Raw genomic sequence first — 19666 nt, 5'->3', positions numbered from 1 at the left:
CCGCGCCAGGAGCTGTGGCACGACTCGTGACGGGACGACCCCACCCGGCTCGTTCGGGAAGACGGCTCGCCTTCGGCATCGCGTAAGAGCGGTGGGCTCACTCGTCACGTAAGGGCGGTGGGCGGCAGGGCGGTGCGCGGCAGGGTGTGATCCATCAGCCACCGAATTAGTTGGCATAGCTAACTATCTCCAGATATAGTTGTATCGCATCAACTAACTACTGGAGGTGTGTCTGCTTGAGTCGGCCCTCGTCGCATCGGGAGATCCTCGAAGCGCTGTCCGGCATCTGGGTGGCGTTGCTTGTTGCGATCCTCAGCTCCACCATCGTCTCGAACGCGCTCCCGACGATCCTGGCCGAGCTCAAAGGCACGCAGACTCAGTACACCTGGGTCATCACGTCCATGTTGTTGGCGTCCACGGCCAGTACGCCGGTGTGGGGCAAGCTCGCGGACCTCTTCGACAAGAAGAAGTTGCTGCAGACCAGCATCGTGTTGTTCGTGGTCGGCTCGGTCCTGTCTGGGCTCAGCCAGAACATGGAGCAGCTCATCGCGTTCCGTGTGATCCAGGGCCTCGGGATGGGCGGCGTGCAGGCGCTTGGCCAGGTTGTGGTCGGGGCGTTGCTCAGCCCGCGTGAGCGTGGCCGGTACAGCGGATACACCGGCATGGTGATCTCTGCGGGGACCGTTGGTGGGCCGTTGGTCGGCGGGTTCCTCGTTGACTGGCCCGGCTGGCGCTGGTGCTTCTTCGTCTGCGTGCCCCTGGCGCTTGTGGCGCTGGCCGTGTTGCACAAGACACTGCACCTGCCGACGAACAAGCAGCACGTGAAGATCGACTACCTCGGCGCCACGCTCATCACGGGTGGCGTGAGCCTGGTGCTCATGTGGGTGTCGTTCGCTGGCAAGGACTTCGCCTGGCTGTCCAAGGAGAGCGCGTTGTTCGCGGGTGGGGCTGCCCTCGCGATCGTCACGGCCTACTTCGTGGAGCGGCGGGCCAGCTCGCCGGTCATCCCGTTGCGCCTGTTCAAGAACCGGACTGTGGTGCTGGCGATGCTTGGGGGCATCGCGGTTGGTACGGCGATGTTTGGTGCGTCGGTGTTCATGGGGCAGTACTTCCAGATCGCGCGCGGGTTCTCGCCTACCAAGGCTGGGTTGTTGACGGTGCCGTTGGTGCTCGGGCTCAGCATTTCGTCGACGGTCAGCGGGCAGTTGATCGCTCGGAGCGGCAGGTGGAAGAGCTACCTGGTCTGGGGCGCGTTCTCGCTGGTCATCGGGCTGGCGTTGCTCGGGACGATCGACCACGACACGAACCTCACGCTGATGGGGGCCTACCTCGCACTGGTTGGTGTTGGGGTTGGGCTGACCATGCAGAACCTGGTGTTGGCCGTGCAGAACGGGGTGGGCATGGCGGACCTCGGGGCGGCCAGCTCCACGGCCACGTTCTTGCGGTCGCTTGGAGGGACGGCCGGTGTCTCGGTGCTCGGGGCTGTGTTGGCTGCCCATGTCAGTACCAAGACACTCGACCGCGGGTCCCTCTCCCCAGTTGTGCGGGACTCGTACGGGGACGCGATGGGGCAGTTGTTCCTCATCGCGGCTGGGCTTGCTGTGTTCACGGTGATCGCGGTGTTGCTGATCAAGGAGCAGCCGTTGCGGGACTCGGTGGATGTCACTCCAACGGGTTCTGGTGCACAGACGGTTGCCACTGAGCTTGATTCACCTGTGGATACTGAACAGCGGATTGTGGATAAGTCTGGGTCCGCTGTGGACAAGCTGTTGGTGCTTTCGAGTGACGGTGGTCAGGAGGTTGCGGCGCGTTCGGCTGCGCTGCGTTCCACGCAGAACTCGTTGCCCTCGGGGTCGTGCATGGTCACCCAGCCGGTGCCGTCTGGCCTGCGCTGATCGTCGTAGATCTTGGCGCCGATGGTGAGGAGGCGTTCTACCTCCTCGTCGCGGGTTGCGTCGGTGGGCTGCAGGCAGAGGTGCATGCGGTTTTTGACGGATTTGGATTCGGGGACCTCGATGAAGAGGTACTGGATGCCGCTCGGCAGGAGGACGAGGCACTCCGGGTCGCCCGGGTTGTCCTCTTCGGAGACGGTGAGTCCTAGGACCTTGGACCACCAGGCGGCCTGCTCGTACGCGTTGCGGGCGTCGACGGTGACGTTGTGAACGGTTGAGGTCATGAGGGCGATCTTCGCCTAACCTTGGGGAACCGCCGCCCGAATTGTTCGGGAGAGGGCGCGTTCCTATGAGGCTGTTGGTTCCGGCCGTTCTGATAGCGGGTCTGCTCGTGCCTGGCGCCGCATCGGCGGCACCTTGCACGACGGTGGCGAGCGATGCGGCGCTGGCCGAGGCGGTCACCAGAGCTGGTGCGTGTGTTGTTGTCGAGGACGGCACGTATGCGCCGGTCACGGTTGCTGCGGATCGGGTGCACCTGAAGGCGCGCAAGCGTTTGGGGGCCGGGTTCGTCAGCGGGACGGTGATCGTCACGGGGTCGGGCGTCACCGTTGAAGGGTTCACGTTCACCGGTAGTGCGAACTTCCGGCTTGTGGACACGGTGGGGTCGCGGATCACGCGGAGTCTGTTCCGGTCTTCGGCGGCTGAGTTCGTGCAGGTGCACGGGCAGAAGGGTGATCGGAACCGGGTCGATCACAACGAGATGGGGCCCAAGGCGCAGCAAGGGCACATGGTGCAGATCGGGAGGAACCCGTTCACGCCGACGAACACGCTGGTCGACCACAACTACCTGCACGATCTCGCTGCTGGGGTCCAGGGTGGGGAGGCGTTGCGCGTTGGTGGGTTCGGGCCGCCCGGGGACTACTTCCACGCGCACACGGTGTTCGAGTACAACCTGCTGGTCCGGCTGTCGGGCGACGCCGAGATCCTGTCGTTGAAGAGTTCGGCTAACACGTTCCGGTACAACACGGTTCGCGAGTCGGCCGGGGAGATCAACATCCGGGCCGGGCAGGCGAACGTGATTCACGGGAACTTCGTGTTCAGCGACGGGTTGAAGGCTGCTCACGGGATTCGGTTGAGCGAGGACGACCACGTCATCACGGACAACTACGTGGAGACGCTGGAGGACGCGTTCCTGATGTTCGCTGGGGACGAGAAGCCCGGTAACCCGCCGCCCGGTGTGCCGCCGTCGGGGCCGTTCACGGGGCACGCGCAGGTGCGGAAGGCGGTGGTGAGCGGCAACTCGTTCATCGCCACTGCTGGGCGTGGGGTGGACTTCGGTGGTGGGGTCAAGCCACCGGAGGACCTGTCGTTCGCGAACAACCTGGTCAGCGCGGTCGGTGGGCTCGGGATCGGCAACGCGGCCACTGTCAGCAGGCCGGTTTACGGTGGCAACCTGGTGTGGTCGCCGCAGCCCGGGGTGTCCGGGCCGGGGTTCGTGCTGGCGGATCCGGGGCTGGTGCGTGGATCGCACGGGTTGCTGGAGCCGACCAAGGTGGCGTTGCGGGCCGGCGTGCGCGGGTACGGGAAGTTCGACGTGCTCGGGCGCAACCGGCTGTCGCCGCCGGACGTTGGAGCCGTGGAGGCTTCGAACTGGTGGTCACGGCCGGTGCGCAAGCCGTTGACCGTCAGTGATGTGGGGCCGTTCGCATAGTTGAGCGGAACAGACTCAACTTTTCTGACGTTGTGCGGGATGATGGTCCATGCTGGAGGCTGACCACGAGGTGGAGGAATGGACGCTTTCAACCCGACGACCAAGACTCAGCAGGCTGTTTCCGCAGCTGTGCAGGCGGCGACGCTCAACGGCAACCCCGATGTGAGCTCGGCGCACCTGCTGAGTGCTCTGCTGGCACAGACGGACGGGTTGACCGCGCCGTTGCTCTCGGCGGTGGGCGCCGACCCGACGCTGGTGCGCAAGGAGTTGGAGCAGCTCTCCCGCTCCTTGCCCAGTGCATCGGGCACGACGGTGTCCGCCCCGCAGCTCTCGCGCGACGCCGTGCGGGTGCTCGGGAAGGCACAGGAGCTCGCCACCGAGATGGGTGACGAGTACGTGTCGACCGAGCACCTGCTCGTCGGGCTGGCGCAGTACGGCGGCCAGGTGGCCGACCTGCTGCGCCGGCACGGTGCGACGCCGGACGCGTTGAAGGACGCGTTCGCGAAGGTGCGCGGGTCGGCGCGGGTGACGTCGCCGGATCCCGAGGGCACCTACAAGGCGCTGGAGAAGTACGGCGTCGATCTCACCGAACGTGCCCGCAAGGGTGAGCTCGACCCGGTGATCGGCCGTGACGCCGAGATCCGCCGGGTCGTGCAGGTGCTGTCGCGGCGCACCAAGAACAACCCGGTGCTGATCGGCGAGCCCGGCGTCGGCAAGACGGCGATCGTCGAGGGCCTCGCGCAGCGCGTGGTGGCCGGTGACGTGCCGGAGTCGTTGCGCGGCAAGCGAGTTGTGGCTTTGGACCTGGGCTCGATGGTCGCGGGCGCCAAGTACCGCGGTGAGTTCGAGGAACGGCTGAAGGCCGTGCTGAAGGAGATCACCGACTCGGCCGGGCAGGTCATCACGTTCATCGACGAGCTGCACACGATCGTCGGTGCCGGCGCGACCGGCGAGTCGGCCATGGACGCCGGCAACATGATCAAGCCGATGCTGGCCCGCGGTGAGCTGCGGATGGTCGGCGCGACGACGCTGGACGAGTACCGCGAGCACATCGAGAAGGACGCCGCCCTGGAACGCCGCTTCCAGCAGGTGCTGGTCGGCGAGCCGTCGGTGGAGGACACGGTCGGCATCCTGCGCGGCCTGAAGGAGCGCTACGAGGTGCACCACGGCGTGCGCATCACGGACGCCGCTCTCGTTGCCGCCGCGACGTTGTCCGACCGCTACATCACCGCGCGCTTCCTGCCGGACAAGGCGATCGACCTCGTCGACGAGGCCGCGTCCCGGCTGCGCATGGAGATCGACTCACGGCCCGTGGAGATCGACACCGTCGAGCGTGCCGTGCGGCGCCTTGAGATCGAGGAGATGGCGCTGTCCAAGGAGTCCGACGCGGCTTCGTTGGAACGGCTGTCGGCGCTGCGTGCTGAGCTGGCGGAGAAGCGCGAGTCGTTGTCCGCTCTGACAGCGCGCTGGCAGAACGAGAAGGGCTCCATCGACAAGGTCCGGACGCTCAAGGAGCAACTGGAGTCGTTGCGCGGTGAGTCGGAACGGGCTGAGCGCGACGGCGACCTCGGCCGCGCCGCCGAACTGCGTTACGGCCGGATTCCCGCGCTGGAGAAGGAACTCTCCGCCGCTTCGGAGTCCACTCAGGACGCTGCGATGCTCAAGGAGGAGGTCGGCCCGGACGACGTCGCGGACGTCGTGTCGGCGTGGACCGGTATTCCTGCTGGGCGGTTGCTGGAGGGCGAGACCGCGAAGCTGCTGCGGATGGAGGACGAGCTCGGTCGCCGGGTCGTCGGCCAGGCCGAGGCCGTGCGGGTCGTTTCGGACGCGGTGCGCCGGACGCGTGCCGGTGTCGCCGACCCGGACCGGCCGACGGGGTCGTTCCTGTTCCTCGGGCCCACGGGTGTGGGCAAGACGGAGCTGGCCAAGGCGCTGGCGGCGTTCCTGTTCGACGACGAGCGGGCGATGATCCGCATCGACATGAGCGAGTACTCCGAGAAGCACTCGGTGGCCCGCCTGGTCGGTGCGCCTCCCGGCTACGTCGGCTACGACCAGGGCGGACAGCTGACCGAGTCGGTCCGCCGCCGGCCGTACTCCGTGGTGCTGCTGGACGAGGTCGAAAAGGCGCACCCGGACGTGTTCGACGTGCTGCTGCAGGTGCTCGACGACGGCCGCCTGACCGACGGCCAGGGCCGGACCGTCGACTTCCGCAACACGATCCTGGTCCTCACGTCGAACCTCGGTTCGCAGGCCATCACGAACCCGTCGATGACCGAGCTGGAGCGCAGCGACGCGGTGCTGGCCGTGGTGCAGCGGCACTTCAAGCCGGAGTTCCTGAACCGGCTCGACGACGTCGTGGTGTTCCACGCACTCGCCACCGAGGAGCTGACGTCCATCGTGGACATCCAGATCGCCCGGCTGGCGGACCGCCTGGCCGCGCGACGGCTGACGCTGGACGTCACGCCGTCGGCGCGGGACTGGTTGGCGCTCAACGGTTTCGACCCGGTGTACGGGGCTCGGCCGCTGCGCCGGCTGGTGCAGTCGGCCATCGGCGACCAGCTGGCGAAGGAGCTGCTGGCCGGTGAGGTCCGGGACGGCGACACCGTTCGCGTCGACGTCCTGGACGACAACTCCGGGCTGATCGTGGGCCGCACCGCCTAGTAGGTCACCGGCATGGAGACCAGCGCACGGACGTTGGTCTCCATCCGGTACTCCAGCTCTTCCTCGTCGACGGCGAGCTTCAGGCCGGGGAAGCGTTTGAGCACCGAGGTCAGCGCGATCCGCAGCTCCAGCTTCGCCAGCTGCGCGCCCAGGCAGTAGTGCGGCCCGAAGCCCATCGCCAGTGGTGCCGCGTTGTCACGTGCGAGGTCGAGCTGGTCGGGATCGGGGAACACCTTCGGGTCCCGGTTGGCTGCCGCGATGATCGGCAACACCGCAGCACCCTTCTCCAGCTGCACCCCGTCCAGTTCAACGGCCTCCGTGGTGACCCGCGGCAGGGTCGCCGCCATCAACCGGGAGAACCGCAGCAGCTCGTCGACGGCCGTGTCGATCAACGACGGGTTGTCGACGAGTTTCTGCATCTCGCTCGGGTGCCTGATGAGGGTGAGCAACGAGTTGCCGAGCTGGTTGACGGTCGTGTCGTGCCCGGCCGCGAGCAGCAGCTGCAGGTTGGCGAGAAGCTCGGCGGACGTCAGGTGCCCGCCCTCGTCGTGGGCCAGGACCAACGCGGTGATCAGCTTGTCGTCCGGCCGCAGCCGCTTCTCCTCGACCAGATCGGCGAGGTAGCCCTGCATGTCGTTCTCGGCCTCGCGCAGTTCCTCCGGCGTGAGAACCGAGGTCATCAGCCGGCCGGTCCAGCGCCGGATGTCGGGAGCGTCGGAGTAGGGCGCTCCGAGCAGCTCGCAGATCACCATCGTCGGCAACGGGACGCACAGCCCTGCGACCAGGTCTGTGGGCCGGGCGTCCAACAGGTCGTCGACGATCGCCTGGACACGGGGTTCGAGCGTGGCGACCATGCGCGGGCTGAACGCCGAGGCGACGAGCTTGCGGGTGCGGGCGTGCCTGCGGCCCTCCATCGACGTGAGGACCAGCGGGTTCGCGCCGGACGGAACCGTGACGGGCCCACCGGGCCGGGTGGCCTCCTCGCGGCTGAAGCGCGGATCGGTGAGGACTTGCTTGCAGGCGGCGTACGAAAGGGCCAGCCAGATCCTGATCGGTCCCATCGTGGCGGGCACGACGGGACCGCGTCTGGCAAGCAGTTCCTGGGCTTCTGGTTCGTTGTCCAACGAGCGCGGCGTGGTGAACGGGAACGTGGCGGACATGCTCTGAACCACGTCGAAACGGCGCGCCCAGTTCACGACGCGCGGAAGTGATCTTCGTTCCTAGGGCCCGACCCACTACGCTTCAGCTGTGGGCATACCGGCGTGGGTCTGGTTCACCGTCGCCGCGGTGGCGGGCGTGGCGGGGTTTGCCCTGCTCGCGACCGACCGGGCGCAACGAACCGCGCGTAATCGTGAACGGCGCCGTTGGGCTGCTCTGCGCGGCTGGCAGTTCGAGGAGACAGACCACGTGCTGCCGACCCGCTGGGAAGCGGGCGCCATCGCGTACTACGGCACCGGGCTCGCCCGCGACGTCGTAGCGGGCTCGACCTTCACCGCCGACGGCCGACGGCAGGTCTACGTGCTGGACCACGAGACCGGCGGCAAGGTCAACTCGGTGCTGGTCGGCGTGCGCTGCCGCAGGGCGCTGTCGGTGGTGATCGAGCTGTGGCTGTCGACGGTCCCGTTCCAACGCGGCGACAACGACAAGATGCCCATGCCGGACCTCCTCGGCCCGGTGGGCTCGCGCTACGCCTTCGTCACCGACGTGCCGGCCGCCCGCAAGATCATCACGCCCGACCTGATCGACGCCGCCGAGGAGATCGGTGGCGACGTCACGGTCGTCTGGATGGAGAACGACTGGGTGCTGGCCGCCGCGCCGCCGAACTCATCGCCCGCGCGCTTGGAACGGTTGCTGCGCGACATCGGTGAGCTCGCGGACGTCATCGACCCGTTCGACCCGGACCCGTCCGAGCGCGAGGAGCCGGTGGACGACGACGTGGCGGATGACGAGGGTGGCGAGGTCTACCGCCCGTCGTTCGGCCGCAAGCAGCCGTAGCTGAGCGCTGATCGCGTGCGTTGCCGGTTCCGTTGGCTATTTGTCGCTGAGCGCTGCCGGGGGGCCGTCGGGCTGACCCCCGAGCGTGAGTCGGCTGCGGACAGCGAGGCGTGGTCGATCGTTCGGCAGTAGCTCTGAGCGACGTCTACCGTCCGTAACCTGTCCTGACCTCAGGCGTCACTAAAGTGGTGTGAGCTACGTCACACTTCACTCTGTGTAAAACATTCCAGGCCGATTCAGATACTCCGTGCGTAAGGCGTCGTGTCCCCAACCCCCCCGGAGGGAAGCACGATGTACGGAGGAAAAGTAGTCCCGCCTGTGGCCGTGGCTGGTACGGCGTCCGTCGTGACGCTGGCCAACACGGGTGCATCGGTCGGATGGTTGCTGTTCGGCGGAGTTGCTCTGGTCGTTTCGGGCCTCGCACTGCGTCTGCTCGTGCTTCGTCGTCCGGCCAAGCGCGGAGCGTGATCATCGGCGTGCTTCGACCCCGGCGCTGAAACGACTACCGTGCGGTGGCATGCCAACCGCACTGGTGACCGGTTCAACCGTCGGGATCGGGGCCGCCTTCGCCCGCAGGCTCGCCGCCGAGGGATATGACCTCGTGCTGGTCGCGCGCACCGCGTCCGCGCTAGAGGAAATCGCGAAGCAGCTGCACGACCGTCACGGCGTGCACGTGGACGTGCTGCCCGCCGACCTCAGTGATCATGCCGACCGGGCCAAGGTCGAGGCGCGCCTCGCCGAGTCGGCGGTCGACCTCCTCGTCAACAACGCCGGGTTCGCGAACACCGGTGAGTTCTTCGCCGCCGACGTCGAGAAGCTGCAGGCCCAGCTGGACGTCAACGTCGCCACGGTCCTGCGCCTCAGCCGCGCCGCGATCCCGGCGATGATGGCGCGCGGCAAGGGTGACGTGATCAACGTGTCCAGCGTGGCCAGCTTCCTGCCCGGCCGCGGCACCAGCTACAGCGCCGACAAGGCGTGGGTGACGTCGTTCTCGGAGGGCATGTCGCTCGCGGTCGCGGACTCGGGCGTGCGCGTGATGGCGCTGTGCCCCGGATTCGTCAAAACCGAATTCCACCAACGCGCCAACATCGACATGTCGAGCACGCCAGACTGGCTGTACGTGGATGCCGACCGGCTCGTGCACGAGGCACTGCGTGACCTGCGCCGGGGCAAGGTGCTGTCGATTCCCGGCGCGCAGTACAAGGCGATCGTGGGCCTGACCAAGCTTCTGCCGCGGGCCCTGGTGCGCAAGGCCGCGTCCCGGTTCGCCGGAGGTCGCGGACGAACCTGAGCGGAACCATTCGGAGGAACGGAGCGTCGAAGCCGTCGTGAGTGAACAGTTCCATGTCGTGCCGGAGGAGCTGCGCGGGTACAGCGAGCTGCTGGACCGCAATGCCCAGCACTTCCTGACCATCAAGGATCACGCGATTTCCAAGGGCGGTGACACCAGCGGGTTCACCGGCCTGCTGACGTTGCTGCATCCCGTCGTGACCGGCGTCGCCAGCCTCTACGGGGAGACGTTGGACTTCGCGAACAAGATGATGCTCAAGGACTCCGACGCGCTCAAGAAGACCGCGGAAACCTACGAGAAGGCGGACAACATCGGCTTGAAGCTGATGGACGGCGCCCAGAACAAGCTGTCCGGTGCCAACAAGGCGCCGGCGTTGGGGGGTAACTGATGGCAACGGCCTACGCGGACGTCGAGGACCCGTCAGTCGCCCTCAACAAGGCGGCCGAGGACCGGCCGGGCACGCAGACCACCAAAGAGCTCATGGAGAAGGCCGGCTGGAAGGTTCAGACGGTCAACTGGATCTACGAGCAGGTCACCGGTGAGAACCTCCTCGACGCGCTGATCAAGCCGTTGCTCGGCGACTTCGACAAGATCGACGCCAACTCGCGGGCGTGGGACGCCGTGTCGAAGGCGTTGGACTCGGTGCGGCACAACGTCGACGCGGGTGTCGACCAGATGAACCCGCACTGGAACGGCTCGGCAGCGCAGGCTTTCGAACGCCGCATGGACACCATGTGGGTCATCGCGATCGAGGCGGACTCCCAGGTCGCCCGGATCATCGGTGACAAGTTCAAGTCGATGGCCGCTGTGTGCCGCAAGGCGTGCGGCATGGCGCTGAGCCTGCTCGACAAGCTCATCGGCAAGCTGATGGAAGCCATCATGACGGCCTACATCCCCGTCGTGGGCTGGGGTCGCGCGGTGTGGATGGTCTACGACGCCGTCCAGATCGCGGACGCCATCCGCAAGATCATCCAGTCGATCCAGACGCTCATCGAGGGCGTCAAGGGCATGATCGACGGCATCAAGGCCATGGGCACCGCGCTGATGAAGCTCAAGGACGTCCTCGACGTCGGTGACCTCCTCGACGTCGTCGACGGCTACCAGGACGGCAAGGAGAAGTTCAGCGACGGCGCCACGGCGGCCAAGGAAGGTGCCAAGGGCGCGGTCAAGGGCGCCTGGGGTCTCGGCAAGGCCACCAACAAGGCGGACGGCCGGTACAACCAGACGCAGACCGGCAACAACGGCAACACCGGTACCGGCGCGAACACCGGCGCTTCGAGCAGCAGCTCGTCGGCCGGCGCGAACTCCGGTTCCGGCACTGGTGGCGGTGAGTGATGACGTTTCCGTACGACCAGGCTCAGCTGCAGGCGTTGATCGAACGGGTCGACACCGCCGTGGGCAACGTCGACAAGACGGCCACCGAGGCGGGTCAGGTCCAGCCGCGTTCACGGGGGATGTCCGAGCAGGACTTCCGCGAGTTCGAGCGGTTCGCCAAGGGCCCCAACGCGCCTAAGGAGCTCAAGGAGCTGCAGCAGCGCGTCGACCGGGGTGACTTCTCGTGGGAGGACGTCGCCGCAGGCCGGGTCAACGACCCGAGCGTGCAGCAGGGCCTCGCCGCCGGCATCCCCGACCTCCGGCGCGCCTACGTGGCGATCCAGGAGGGCGAGGACGTCGACGACATCATCTCGGCCGGTTCGACCATCGCACCGCAGACGCCGCCGTCCCGCCCGGCGCGTCCGAGCGGTGATGACGACGAGGACGGCCCGAGCGTCTTCAAGGAAGACGCCTGGTAAGCGGCTACTCGCCGGGCAGGAAGCCTGACGCGTCGCTGCTGAGGTGGTTCGTGCCGACACCGCGCACGATGTCGAAGGCCACCACGGCTGCGACCGCCAGCGACCGCACGGGTTCGGCTGTGCCGGGACGGATCTGAACGACGTCCCGGCGCACCCGCTTGCCGTTGCGCTTCTTGATCTGCCCGATCTGGAGGTGCACCACGTCGCCGAGCAGGCAGAGGTGCGCACCGGCGGCGTCGAGCAGGGCATAGCGGCCCGGCTGCGGCACGATCGAGCCAACGGGCTGGCCGTTCGGCCACGCCACCTTCGTCGCGCGCTTGCCCATCCCGGCCGACTTGGTGATCACGAGCAGCGGCCGGCCGTTCGGGTCGACGGCCTGCAGGTTGAAGGGCGTCCACCTGGACAGGCTGAAGTTCCGCAGACGCGCGGTGAGGAAGCCTCGTCGGGTCTCGTTGACCGACCCGAGCAGGACGTCGCGTCCGTCGTAAGCCTCGACCGAGTACTTCGATCCCAGCATCAGACGCATCGGTGTCCACGGCTGGTCCACGACGAAGGAATCCGCGCTCAACAGGTTCACGGTGATGCAGGGTATGCGGCACGGGAAGCCCGTGTGTGCGAAGCTTGCGACCTGTGCGAACTGAAGTGGTCTTGGACGCGAACTCGAAGTCGGAACTCGCTCGTCTGGTGAGCGAATTGGCCGTCGTGCACGGCAAGGTGACTCTCTCCAGTGGCAAGGAAGCCGACTACTACGTCGACCTGCGACGGGCCACGCTGCACCACGCGGCGGCGCCGTTGATCGGCAAGCTGCTGCGGCAGCTCACCAGTGACTGGGACTTCGTCGCTGTGGGCGGTCTCACCCTCGGCGCCGACCCGGTCGCCTACGCGATGATGCACTCCGCCGCTCTGAGCGGTGACGTGCTCGACGCGTTCGTGGTGCGCAAGGCGAGCAAGGCCCACGGCATGCAACGGCAGATCGAGGGCATCGACGTGCGCGGCCAGCGCGTGCTCGCCGTCGAGGACACCTCCACCACCGGCGGATCGGTCCTCACAGCCGTCACCGCGCTGCGCGAGCACGGTGCCGAGGTCGTCGGTGTCGCGACGGTCGTGGACCGCGGCACGGGCGCCAAGGAGGCCATCGAGGCCGAAGGGCTGCAGTACCGGTACCTGTTGGACCTGAACGACCTCGGCCTGTCCTGAAGATCACAGCCTGAGGTTCACTCGTTTTATCGAGCGCGGTTCGAGCTACCCCGTCCTAGTGTGGAGGACGGGGTGGTGCGAATGGCCAGGGTGCTCGCCGAAGCAGTCATGGTGCTGCACTTCGCGGTGCTCGTTTTCCTGCTCACGGGCGGGTTTCTCGCGTGGCGCTGGCGCTGGGTGATCTACCCGCACCTCGCGATGGGCGTGTGGGCGGTGCTGAGTCTGAGCACCCCGATCACCTGCCCGATCACCGTGTGGGAGAACCACTTCCGCGCGCTCGCGGGCATGCCGGTGCTGGAGACCGGGTTCATCGACCACTACATCGACGGCGTCTGGTACCCGGAGAGCGCCTCGACGCTCGTGCAGCTGGTGCTCGGGGCGATCGTCGTGGCGTCGTGGATCGGCTTCTATGCTGGCGGCCGTGCTGCTCGAAGGCTTTCACGCTGTTAAGCACGCGTTGCGCTTCGGCGCCACCGTGCACCCGTTGATCACCACGGATCTCAGCGCCGCGATCAGCCTCGCCGAGACGCACGCGCCTGATCTCGTCGAACGGTTCAAGGGCGCCACCGAGGTCGACAAGGCCGCGTTCGTCATCCGGGCCGGGCGGCTGCACCCCACCGGGGTCGCGGGGTTCGCCGAGAAGCCGGACCTGCCGTTCGACCGCAACGCTCCGATCGTGCTGCTCGACAACCCCCGCAACCTGGGCAACTTCGGCGCCACGATCCGGGTGGCGGCGGGCCTGGACGCGGGCGGGGTGATCTCCACCGGTGACGTGGACCCGTGGCACCCCAACGTCCTCAGGGGCTCGGCGGGCCTGCACTTCGCCCTCCCCGTCGCCAAAGCGCAAGGTCTCGACTTCGACGGCGAGCTGATCGCGTTCGACGCCGACGGCGATCTGCTCAGGGGTTCGATCCCCGACAACGCCGTGCTGGCGTTCGGTTCGGAACGCCACGGGCTCTCCCCGGAGGTCCGCGCGAAGGCCACGAGGATCGTCCGGCTGCCCATGCGGGACAAGGTCAGCAGTTACAACCTGACAACTTCTGTGGCCATGGGCCTCTACCACTGGGCGATTCACCGAGCTTCTTGACCGGTCAAGCCCGCACGATGGCGCAGTGGTGATCGCGAAACTGCTGGCGGCGCGTGCGGGCGTCGCGGAGCGCGCGGTGTACTCCAGGCATCTGCGACGCGTCTGGGGTGTGCCGGGCACGTTGCTGGGCGCGCGGGCGTGGCCCCCGCGCTTCGGGGACAAGCTGCACGTCGGCTTCAGCTACTGGTGGCAGGCGCACCTGCTCGACTGCATGATCGACGGCTACCTGCGCTCGCCGAGCGAACTGCGCAAGGCGGCCATCACCAAGGTCGTGCGGGGTATCCGGGTGCGCAACGTCCTGGGCTGGACCAACGACTTCTACGACGACATCGCGTGGCTCGGGCTCGCCCTGCAGCGCGCCCAGCACGACGTCGGCATCGCGAAACCCAAAGCGCTCACCGCCATCGCGGAACGGTTGCGGGACGGCTGGACCGACCACGCCGGCGGCGGCATCTGGTGGAAGCGCAAGGACGACTTCAAGAACGTGCCGGCGAACGGTCCGGCCGCGATCTTCCTGGCCCGGCAGAACGACCGCACAGACCTCGCCCGCGCGCGGTCCACGGTGGACTGGATCGAGGACCACCTGGTCGACCCCGGAAGCGGCCTCGCGTGGGACGGCCTGCACGTCCACCCCAACGGTGAGATCCGCGAGGTCGAGAAGAACATCTACACGTACTGCCAAGGGGTTCTGATCGGCGCGTGCGTCGAGCTGGCCGAGCACGGCCAGTCGGACAAGTGGCTGGACCGGGCCGCCCGCACGATCACGGCGGTGCACGACGACCTCGCCACCAACGGCGTGATCAGGGGGCAGGGCGGCGGTGACGGCGGTCTGTTCGCCGGCATCCTCACCCGCTACCTCGCCCAGGCCGCGCTCGCGATCCCCGAGCTCGACCCCGATCGGCACGAGACCGCGGACCTGGCCAGGGAGCTCGTGATCCAGTCGGCGGAATCCGCGTGGCTCAACCGCGCCATGGCGGTGAGCGGTCCGCTGTTCGGTCCGGAGTGGACGGTCCCGGCGGATGAACGGGAAGGCCGCGACCTGTCCGTTCAGCTCGGTGGCTGGATGTGCCTGGAGGCCGCCGCCCTGCTCGAACGGCACGGCCTGAACGTCACGGCTTGAGGTAGCTCAACAAAGACTTGGCGTCCTCGCGGAACTGCTCCGGCGAGTCGTCGAGCACGAACTCCAGCAACGCGTTGCGCTCGATGCCGTCGCGCGCCAGCTCGGTCAGCACCGGCTTCCACATGTCACGGCGCGCGGCGAGCGGCAGCCGTTCGGTGAAACCACCGGGACCCCACGAGAAGACGTGCGCGGTCACCGGTTCCAGCGTCCGCACCTCGTGCACGGCGGAGAACACGTCCTGGCCTCCGCGCGGCTGCCAGTACGACACCACGCCGTCGACCTCGTCGAGCAGCTGCACCGTCGAGTCCAGCGTGTCCGTCAGCGTGTTCCGGTGGTACTCCAACGCGATCTTCGTGCCCATCGCGTCCGCGTGCTCGACGGCGTGCTGCAACGCCTCGATCACCGGCCCGCGGTCGGGGCACTCCGCTGACCCGGCAGTGCCCGCCCACACCCGGACCAGAGGCGCGTCCAGCTCGGCGGCGGTCTCCAGGATCGCCGCCAGGTCACCGCGATCCGAGACACCGGCCCGGTAGTACGACCCGTACGCCGCGACCTTCAGCCCGGTGTCCAACGCCCGCCGGGCCGCCGCGAAGTCGCCGGGCGGCACGTGGACGTCGCCACCCCACTCCACGGCCTGCAGCCCGCACTCCGTTGCCAGCTCGCCGATCTCCTCGATCGACAGCTGCCGGAACGTCACCGAGACGAGGCCCGGGATCAGCATCCGCAGGACTGCCGGTGCATCAGCGAGGGCGAGAGCCGGATGGTCTCCGGTGGCCGCTCGGGGTCGGCGATCCGGGAGAGCAGCAGCTTCACCGCGGTCCGGCCGATCTCCTCGACGGGCTGGGCCAGCGTGGTGAGCGGCGGTTCGATCAACGTCGCCCACTCGACCTCGTCGTACGCGACGACGGCCAGGTCCGTGCCGAGCTTCAGGCCGCGGGCACGGGCTTCGTGCAGCATGCCGACCGTGACGAGGTGGTCGGCCGCCACGACCGCGGTCGCCGGGTCGTCCTGGTCGAGCAACGGCGCGAGCCAGCCGCTCTGCGAGACCAGCGCCTCGTCCCACTTCAGGCCCGCGCGGCCGAGACCGAGCCGGTAGCCGAGGATGCGTTCCTCGGTCGTCGCCACGCCCGTCTTGCCGCAGACGATGCCGATCCGCCGGTGCCCCAGCTCGGCGAGGTGCTTCACCAGGCCCGAGGTGGCCTGCACGTTCTCCGGCCCGACCTGGTCGATGTCCTTGGCCACGGTCAGCCGGTCCACCAGCACGGTCGGGATGTTCAGTCTCTTGAGCTCCGGCAGCACCAGGCTTCCGCCACCGGCCGACGGTGTCAGCAGCAGTCCGTCGACTCTTCGCCCGCGCAGCATCCTGACCGCTGTCTGCTCGGACTCGGGGGTGTCCCTGGTGTCGATCAGCACGAGCGAGTACCCGTTCCGGGTCGCTTCCGACTCGATGGCGGCGATCAGCTCGGCGAAGTACGGGTGGGAGACCAGCGAAACCGCGAGGCCCAGCGACTTCGTGCCACCCATGACCAGCGACCGGGCGATGGCGTCACCGGTGTACCCGGTTTCGTCGATCGCCTTCTGCACGCGCTCACGCGTGTCACCGGCTACCGGCCTGGTCTCGTTGATCACGTGTGACACCGTGGTGATGGAGACCCCCGCGAGAGCCGCGACATCCCGCATGGTGACCATGGCCCGGGACCTTACCCGTTTGGAGGAAGCCCAGATGGCAGCCGTGCTGTGTGTCGGGCTGACAACTCTCGACGTGACTCAACGGGTGGACACCTTCCCGGCACCGGGCGAGAAGATCAGGTCGCTCGACGCGGTGCTGTCGCCCGGCGGTCCCGCGGCCAACGCGGCCCGTGCCGTCGCCGCCCTCGGTGGGAGGTCGGCACTGCTCACCGCGTTGGGTGCCGACGCACTGGGTGAATTTGTCAGGGCTTCCCTGGACCCGGTCCAAGTCACCGCGGTGGCGGGCACGACGCCCGTGAGCATGGTCGTCGTCAGAGATGCTGATGGGGAGCGCACGGTCGTTTCCCGCAACGCCTCGGTGCCGGTCACAGCGCCTGATTTGTCCGATCTTCTGGCGGGCGTGGACGTGGTGCTCTTGGACGGACACCACGACGGCCTGGTGATGCCCGTCGCCCAGCAGGCGAAAGCCGCGGGATTGACTGTGGTGTTGGACGCCGGGAGCTGGAAACCTGTCCTCGATCACCTGTTGCCGCTGGTGGACGTGGCCGCCTGCAGTTCGGGGTTCGAGCGGTCCGAGGCCGAGGTGCACTCCTACGGGGTGCCGCTGGTCATTCGCACGCACGGTGCGAAGCCGGTCACCTGGTCCCGTTCCGGCTCGTCCGGAGAGGTCCCCGTCCCCGCGGTGGAGGTGAAGGACACGAACGGTGCCGGCGACGTCTGGCACGGCGCGTACGCCTACGCGCTGGCATCAGGTGCGGAACCGGTGACCGCCATCGGCTTCGCGTCGGAGGCGGCGGCCGTTCGGGTCGGTGCGGTCGGGGACTGGGTTGAGAGGCTGGCACGGTGGCAGGACAGCAGGTCAGGTTCGAAGAGCTGCTAGAGCGCGCTCGCGCGCTCACCGATCTCGGCGAGCGCAAGATCCTCGGGATCGGCGGGGCACCCGGATCCGGCAAGTCGACACTCGCGCGCCGGATCGTCGAGGCGCTCGACGGCCAGGCGGTGCTGGTCGAGATGGACGGGTTCCACCTCGCGCAACGCGAGCTGGAACGGCTGCGGCTGGTCGAACGCAAGGGCGCGCCCGACACGTTCGACATCCCCGGCTACGTCGACCTGCTCGGACGGATCAAGGCGTGCGGGCCGGACATGATCTACGCGCCGGAGTTCCGCCGCGAGATCGAGGAGCCGATCGCCTGCGCGGTGCCGGTGCACCCGGACGTCCCGCTGGTCGTCACCGAGGGCAACTACCTGCTGCTCAACTACGACAAGTGGAAGCGCGTCCGGATCATCCTGGACGAGGCGTGGTTCCTGTTCATCGACGAGGACGTGCGCGTGCAGCGCCTGATCGACCGCCACCTGCGGTACGGGCGCACCTTGTCGGAGGCGGAGGAACGGGTGCTGCACGGCACGGACCACGTGAACGCGTTGATGGTGAACTCTTCGAAGGGATCAGCGGATTTGCTGATCACCGAGGTTCTTTAAGCGCAGACAATGGTGAAGCAGCCGAGGGCGTCGTTGTTGGAGATGTTGCCGCCACCGTCTTTCACGGTGTTCGGCTGCGCCCACATTCCGTATTGACCGTTGTTCTCGCTCGTGTTGCGGCGAACGGTGATGTCGAGCGGAACGGGAACGTCGATGCGCAGGCCGTCCCCGACGTTTTCGGCGAACGTGTTGCGTTCGATCACCAACGGGCCGGTGAGCGTTTCCTTCGGGTCGACGAAAAGGCCGGCGGAGCGCATCTTCTCGAACCTGTTGCCGCGGATGACGCCGTTGACCGGCCGGTGGACGCCGACCCAGTTGCCGCCGCTGAACGTGTTGCGCAGCAGTTCGATCCGGCCGGTCGCGATCAGCTCGAACCCGTCGAGTTCGCTGTCGCGGACGGTCAGCCGCTGGGACCCGCCGAGCGTGAGGGGGTTCAGCTCGGTGTTGACGATGTCGGCCTCGATGGCGCCGATGTGGTTGATGCCGTTCATCGTGCCCTGGTCACCCCGGATGACGAGGTGGTCGGCGTAGATCTGGTTCATGGTGAACGTGCTGTTCAGCAGCTGACACCGAGCGCCGCAGAAGAGCCGCCAGGCGTCGATCCTGCTGCGCAGGAACGTCACGGACGTCGTGCCGTTCCACAGGTAGGTCCCGTTCCTGTTGCCGACGGTCGTGTCGATGAACCTGGTGTTGGTCGCGTTGTCCGCGACGAGGTTGATCCCGGCCACCGTGCCGTTGCGGATCGTCGTGCCGTCGACGTTCGTCATGCTGAGCACGGGAGAACCACTCAGCGTGTGCCCGTTGAGGTTGATCGTCACCCCGTTGGCCCCGATGATGAGGCCGGCCGTTCCGGAACATTCCAGATCGGCCGTCAACTTGACGCTTTGTCTCAGCGTGTCACCGCATTGCGGCATCGCTTGTGCTTGTGCCGGTGTTACTGCGCCGAACAGTGCAATTAAAGCGACTAATGCGCCTAAAAATCGCATGACAGGCCTCCCCTTGCCTTTGTGGGAAAGACCAGGGTGGCAGATTTTCAGCTGGCGTGGTGCTCGCTGAGGTGTTCCAGGTCGTCGCTGGTCTCGTCGACCGGCTTCTGCATCTCCTGGCGGTAGCGCCAGATGCCCCAGCCGGTACCGCCGAGGAAGAACGCGACGCTGATGACGAGCGCTGCCGTCTCCAGCCACGGGAGCTCCTGCAGGATGCCCGCGCCGTAGTAACCGGCCAGCACCAGCGTCGGCACCCACGCGACGGCCCCGATGGTCGTGGCCAGCGTGAACCGGCGGATGTCCATGCGCGCGGCACCGGCGATCATCGGCGCCAGCGTGCGGATCCACGGCAGCCAGCGGGCGAGCACGACGGCCCAGAACCCGCGCCGGTCGAGGAAGTCACCGGCCCGTTTCAGGTTCTTCCGGTTCAGCACCTTGCCGCCCTTGCGCGCGAGCACGCGGGTGCCGGTGTGCCGGCCGATGTAGTACCCGACCTGGTTGCCGACGACGGCCACGATCAGGGCCACGAGGGACAACGCCCACGCCGACACCTCGCTGTTGTGCGTCGCCAGCACGACACCGGCGGCGAACAGCAGCGAGTCACCGGGCAGGAACAGCCCGAAGATGAATGCGCACTCGACGAAGATGAAGCTCAGCACGATGAGCCACACGGCCACCGGACCTGCGGTCTCCAGCGAGGCAAAAGCATGTGCCACGGTGAGCCAGCCTACGTCGTGCTGCGCCGGCGGCACGGCGACATCGGTC

General features: G+C 67.5%; 21 protein-coding genes. 14 read left to right on the top strand and 7 right to left on the bottom strand.

The genetic code is table 11. From position 1 onward, the window contains the following. Positions 1-236: 236 nt before the first annotated feature. Complete coding sequence (locus LFM09_RS14490; protein ID WP_414096926.1) at positions 237-1895, top strand: MDR family MFS transporter; 1659 nt, start codon at positions 237-239, stop codon at positions 1893-1895. Here LFM09_RS14490 and LFM09_RS14485 read toward each other — a convergent pair. After that, positions 1793-2176: a VOC family protein gene (locus LFM09_RS14485; protein ID WP_414096925.1), complete on the bottom strand. Its 384-nt coding sequence runs from the start codon at positions 2174-2176 to the stop codon at positions 1793-1795. The genes LFM09_RS14490 and LFM09_RS14485 overlap by 103 nt on opposite strands. 143 nt (positions 2177-2319) lie before the next feature. Here LFM09_RS14485 and LFM09_RS14480 point away from each other — a divergent pair, with 143 nt between their 5' ends. Next, entirely contained in the window at positions 2320-3603 is a 1284-nt protein-coding gene (locus tag LFM09_RS14480; protein ID WP_414096924.1) for a chondroitinase-B domain-containing protein, read from the top strand. 78 nt (positions 3604-3681) lie between these two features. Continuing rightward, positions 3682-6264 carry an ATP-dependent chaperone ClpB gene (gene clpB, locus LFM09_RS14475; RefSeq protein WP_414096923.1) on the top strand — a complete coding sequence of 861 codons (2583 nt, stop codon included), beginning with the start codon at positions 3682-3684 and terminating at the stop codon, positions 6262-6264. Here clpB and LFM09_RS14470 read toward each other — a convergent pair. Then, positions 6261-7424 (bottom strand): cytochrome P450, encoded by a 1164-nt coding sequence (locus tag LFM09_RS14470; protein ID WP_414096922.1) that lies wholly within the window; start codon positions 7422-7424, stop codon positions 6261-6263. The genes clpB and LFM09_RS14470 overlap by 4 nt on opposite strands. 88 nt (positions 7425-7512) lie before the next feature. Between LFM09_RS14470 and LFM09_RS14465 the strand changes: the two genes are divergently transcribed. The 5 genes from LFM09_RS14465 to LFM09_RS14445 all read left to right on the top strand — a co-directional run bounded on the left by LFM09_RS14465 (position 7513) and on the right by LFM09_RS14445 (position 11343). Beyond that, positions 7513-8259: a hypothetical protein gene (locus LFM09_RS14465; RefSeq protein ID WP_414096921.1), complete on the top strand. Its 747-nt coding sequence runs from the start codon at positions 7513-7515 to the stop codon at positions 8257-8259. Positions 8260-8776: 517 nt separating this feature from the next. Further along, complete coding sequence (locus LFM09_RS14460; protein ID WP_414096920.1) at positions 8777-9550, top strand: SDR family NAD(P)-dependent oxidoreductase; 774 nt, start codon at positions 8777-8779, stop codon at positions 9548-9550. Between the two features lie 37 nt (positions 9551-9587). Next, the gene (locus tag LFM09_RS14455; RefSeq protein WP_414096919.1) at positions 9588-9938 is read left to right on the top strand and encodes a hypothetical protein; all 351 of its coding nucleotides are present in this window, start codon (positions 9588-9590) and stop codon (positions 9936-9938) included. Next, the gene (locus tag LFM09_RS14450) at positions 9938-10885 is read left to right on the top strand and encodes a WXG100 family type VII secretion target (RefSeq protein ID WP_414096918.1); all 948 of its coding nucleotides are present in this window, start codon (positions 9938-9940) and stop codon (positions 10883-10885) included. Before LFM09_RS14455 ends, LFM09_RS14450 begins: the two co-directional genes overlap by 1 nt. Then, a complete protein-coding gene (locus LFM09_RS14445) occupies positions 10885-11343 on the top strand; it encodes a hypothetical protein (protein ID WP_414096917.1) in 459 nt (152 codons plus the stop codon). The genes LFM09_RS14450 and LFM09_RS14445 overlap by 1 nt, the downstream gene beginning before the upstream one ends. Positions 11344-11347: 4 nt before the next feature. Here the strand turns inward: LFM09_RS14445 and LFM09_RS14440 are convergent, their stop codons facing one another. Next, a complete protein-coding gene (locus LFM09_RS14440) occupies positions 11348-11920 on the bottom strand; it encodes a hypothetical protein (protein ID WP_414096916.1) in 573 nt (190 codons plus the stop codon). A gap of 65 nt (positions 11921-11985) precedes the next feature. On the opposite strand from LFM09_RS14440, the gene pyrE reads away from it, so the two are divergent. The 4 genes from pyrE (at position 11986) to LFM09_RS14420 (ending at position 14747) form a co-directional block, all read left to right on the top strand. Further along, complete coding sequence (gene pyrE, locus LFM09_RS14435; protein WP_414096942.1) at positions 11986-12540, top strand: orotate phosphoribosyltransferase; 555 nt, start codon at positions 11986-11988, stop codon at positions 12538-12540. Positions 12541-12621: 81 nt separating this feature from the next. Then, entirely contained in the window at positions 12622-12990 is a 369-nt protein-coding gene (locus LFM09_RS14430) for a DUF2784 domain-containing protein (protein ID WP_414096915.1), read from the top strand. Next, positions 12962-13627, top strand: coding sequence for a TrmH family RNA methyltransferase (locus LFM09_RS14425; RefSeq protein WP_414096914.1), 666 nt, complete (start codon positions 12962-12964; stop codon positions 13625-13627). The genes LFM09_RS14430 and LFM09_RS14425 overlap by 29 nt, the downstream gene beginning before the upstream one ends. A gap of 25 nt (positions 13628-13652) precedes the next feature. Next, positions 13653-14747 carry a glycoside hydrolase family 76 protein gene (locus tag LFM09_RS14420; protein ID WP_414096913.1) on the top strand — a complete coding sequence of 365 codons (1095 nt, stop codon included), beginning with the start codon at positions 13653-13655 and terminating at the stop codon, positions 14745-14747. Here LFM09_RS14420 and LFM09_RS14415 read toward each other — a convergent pair. Further along, a complete protein-coding gene (locus LFM09_RS14415; protein ID WP_414096912.1) occupies positions 14737-15468 on the bottom strand; it encodes a sugar phosphate isomerase/epimerase family protein in 732 nt (243 codons plus the stop codon). The genes LFM09_RS14420 and LFM09_RS14415 overlap by 11 nt on opposite strands. Continuing rightward, positions 15462-16436: a LacI family DNA-binding transcriptional regulator gene (locus LFM09_RS14410; protein WP_414096911.1), complete on the bottom strand. Its 975-nt coding sequence runs from the start codon at positions 16434-16436 to the stop codon at positions 15462-15464. Before LFM09_RS14410 ends, LFM09_RS14415 begins: the two co-directional genes overlap by 7 nt. A 34-nt stretch (positions 16437-16470) precedes the next feature. Here LFM09_RS14410 and LFM09_RS14405 point away from each other — a divergent pair, with 34 nt between their 5' ends. Together LFM09_RS14405 and LFM09_RS14400 are read left to right on the top strand one after the other, a co-directional pair. Further along, the gene (locus LFM09_RS14405) at positions 16471-17316 is read left to right on the top strand and encodes a PfkB family carbohydrate kinase (protein ID WP_414096910.1); all 846 of its coding nucleotides are present in this window, start codon (positions 16471-16473) and stop codon (positions 17314-17316) included. Further along, positions 17280-17915, top strand: coding sequence for a nucleoside/nucleotide kinase family protein (locus LFM09_RS14400; RefSeq protein WP_414096909.1), 636 nt, complete (start codon positions 17280-17282; stop codon positions 17913-17915). The genes LFM09_RS14405 and LFM09_RS14400 overlap by 37 nt, the downstream gene beginning before the upstream one ends. Here the strand turns inward: LFM09_RS14400 and LFM09_RS14395 are convergent. Then, positions 17912-18682, bottom strand: a complete 771-nt coding sequence (locus LFM09_RS14395) for a right-handed parallel beta-helix repeat-containing protein (protein ID WP_414096908.1) — start codon at positions 18680-18682, stop codon at positions 17912-17914. The genes LFM09_RS14400 and LFM09_RS14395 overlap by 4 nt on opposite strands. 266 nt (positions 18683-18948) lie before the next feature. Beyond that, positions 18949-19617, bottom strand: a complete 669-nt coding sequence (locus tag LFM09_RS14390) for a DedA family protein (protein WP_414096907.1) — start codon at positions 19615-19617, stop codon at positions 18949-18951. Positions 19618-19666 lie beyond the last annotated feature (49 nt).

The organism is Lentzea alba (assembly GCF_047445655.1).
In the GTDB taxonomy this organism is placed as follows: domain Bacteria; phylum Actinomycetota; class Actinomycetes; order Mycobacteriales; family Pseudonocardiaceae; genus Lentzea; species Lentzea alba_A.
The sequence above is the reverse complement of the archived record's forward strand: the minus strand, read 5'-3'. Positions and strand labels throughout refer to the sequence as shown.

What these genes read in the sequence shown, in the direction of transcription:
- LFM09_RS14485 (WP_414096925.1), bottom strand. Translation starts at nt 2,176, where the DNA reads ATGACCTCAACCGTTCACAACGTCACCGTCGACGCCCGCAACGCGTAC.
- clpB (WP_414096923.1), top strand. Translation starts at nt 3,682, where the DNA reads ATGGACGCTTTCAACCCGACGACCAAGACTCAGCAGGCTGTTTCCGCA.
- LFM09_RS14470 (WP_414096922.1), bottom strand. Translation starts at nt 7,424, where the DNA reads ATGTCCGCCACGTTCCCGTTCACCACGCCGCGCTCGTTGGACAACGAA.
- LFM09_RS14460 (WP_414096920.1), top strand. Translation starts at nt 8,777, where the DNA reads ATGCCAACCGCACTGGTGACCGGTTCAACCGTCGGGATCGGGGCCGCC.
- LFM09_RS14450 (WP_414096918.1), top strand. Translation starts at nt 9,938, where the DNA reads ATGGCAACGGCCTACGCGGACGTCGAGGACCCGTCAGTCGCCCTCAAC.
- LFM09_RS14445 (WP_414096917.1), top strand. Translation starts at nt 10,885, where the DNA reads ATGACGTTTCCGTACGACCAGGCTCAGCTGCAGGCGTTGATCGAACGG.
- LFM09_RS14430 (WP_414096915.1), top strand. Translation starts at nt 12,622, where the DNA reads ATGGCCAGGGTGCTCGCCGAAGCAGTCATGGTGCTGCACTTCGCGGTG.
- LFM09_RS14415 (WP_414096912.1), bottom strand. Translation starts at nt 15,468, where the DNA reads ATGCTGATCCCGGGCCTCGTCTCGGTGACGTTCCGGCAGCTGTCGATC.
- LFM09_RS14410 (WP_414096911.1), bottom strand. Translation starts at nt 16,436, where the DNA reads ATGGTCACCATGCGGGATGTCGCGGCTCTCGCGGGGGTCTCCATCACC.
- LFM09_RS14405 (WP_414096910.1), top strand. Translation starts at nt 16,471, where the DNA reads ATGGCAGCCGTGCTGTGTGTCGGGCTGACAACTCTCGACGTGACTCAA.
- LFM09_RS14395 (WP_414096908.1), bottom strand. Translation starts at nt 18,682, where the DNA reads ATGACGAACGTCGACGGCACGACGATCCGCAACGGCACGGTGGCCGGG.